Origin of the sequence: Paramuribaculum intestinale, assembly GCF_003024925.1 — a bacterium.
Classification (GTDB): domain Bacteria; phylum Bacteroidota; class Bacteroidia; order Bacteroidales; family Muribaculaceae; genus Paramuribaculum; species Paramuribaculum intestinale.
Genome location: NZ_PUED01000366.1, coordinates 1 through 1,125, shown reverse-complemented (window position 1 = coordinate 1,125; position 1,125 = coordinate 1). Strand labels below are relative to the sequence as shown.

The following is a 1,125-nucleotide window of genomic DNA, read 5'->3' as shown; positions in this document are numbered from 1 at the left end:
CTCTGCGCGGGCAAGGCTATGAAGTTGTCACTGCTGTTGATGGCGTAGTCGGACTTGAGAAATTCAAGACCGAAGCTGCCGATATAGTCGTGGCTGATGTCATGATGCCCAAAATGGATGGGTTCACTATGGCGAAGGAGATAAGGAAATTGTCGCCGACAGTACCATTGCTTTTCCTCACCGCAAAAAGCACAATAGATGATGTTGAGCAAGGTTTTGAAATCGGAGCCAACGACTATCTTAAAAAGCCCTTTGAACTCCGCGAACTGATAGTGCGGATTAAGGCACTATTAAGACGATATGGTGACAATCGCACCGAGGATATCCGGTTTGCAATTGGAACATACATATTTAACGTAACGACCCAGACATTGTCATTTGGCGACAAAGAAACAGAATTATCTCACTTTGAAGCCAAGATACTTGAACGTCTGGCCACAAATATCGGGAAGACTGTCGATGCCTCAGAACTGATGATTGCCGTGTGGCAGCGCGATGAACAAAGTAACCGCAACTCCCTGCATGGCTACATCCACAAACTCCGCCGAGCCCTCCGTCACGATCCATCAATTTCTATCATCAATCAACGTGGGTTCGGCTATATGCTCACCATTAAATGAACCGGACTATGAAAGCTTACATCCTTACATTTGTTATCTGCCTGGCGGCACCGCTGGCGGGTTTCGCACAGCGGGAAGTGCCGGACACAATCAGTCTGCGCTGCGACTCATTGGCTAAATCCATCAATATCGGCGGTTTAGTCAAAAGCGACAATCTGACCTCATACATCGGTCCGACATTTCAATATACCCCTGAGAACACCCCGCTCGTCGATAATAGTGCTTCAGCTCCTTTAAAACTGAATATCCCCGATTTTACCTTTGCTCCGGGACAAGCTTCAATCTTCCGGTGGACAAATGGGGAATTCATAGCCTCGGGCGGTACTACGGTATACCCGGGACTGATGCAGATTGACAGTGGTGCTCTCCGTGTATTTCGGCTCAAGCCGAAAGTGCGGTGCATGAATTTTGGGAAAAGTGTTAAATTTGCGTCATGAAAACCAGTGATGCATTTTGGCAGTTTTTACCCGAAGGCTTAAACGAGCTGTTTGAGATGGTCAGGTTT

Annotated in this window: 2 protein-coding genes; both read left to right on the top strand. The window is 47.4% G+C overall.

Features of this window, described 5'->3' with window-relative positions; all coding sequences use genetic code 11:
* On the top strand, nucleotides 1–620 hold a 620-nt coding region (locus C5O24_RS13605; protein ID WP_107681988.1), incomplete at its 5' end, for a response regulator transcription factor.
* A gap of 8 nt (nucleotides 621–628) precedes the next feature.
* The gene (locus tag C5O24_RS13600; RefSeq protein ID WP_123541925.1) at nucleotides 629–1,057 is read left to right on the top strand and encodes a hypothetical protein; all 429 of its coding nucleotides are present in this window, start codon (nucleotides 629–631) and stop codon (nucleotides 1,055–1,057) included.
* Nucleotides 1,058–1,125: the final 68 nt, after the last annotated feature.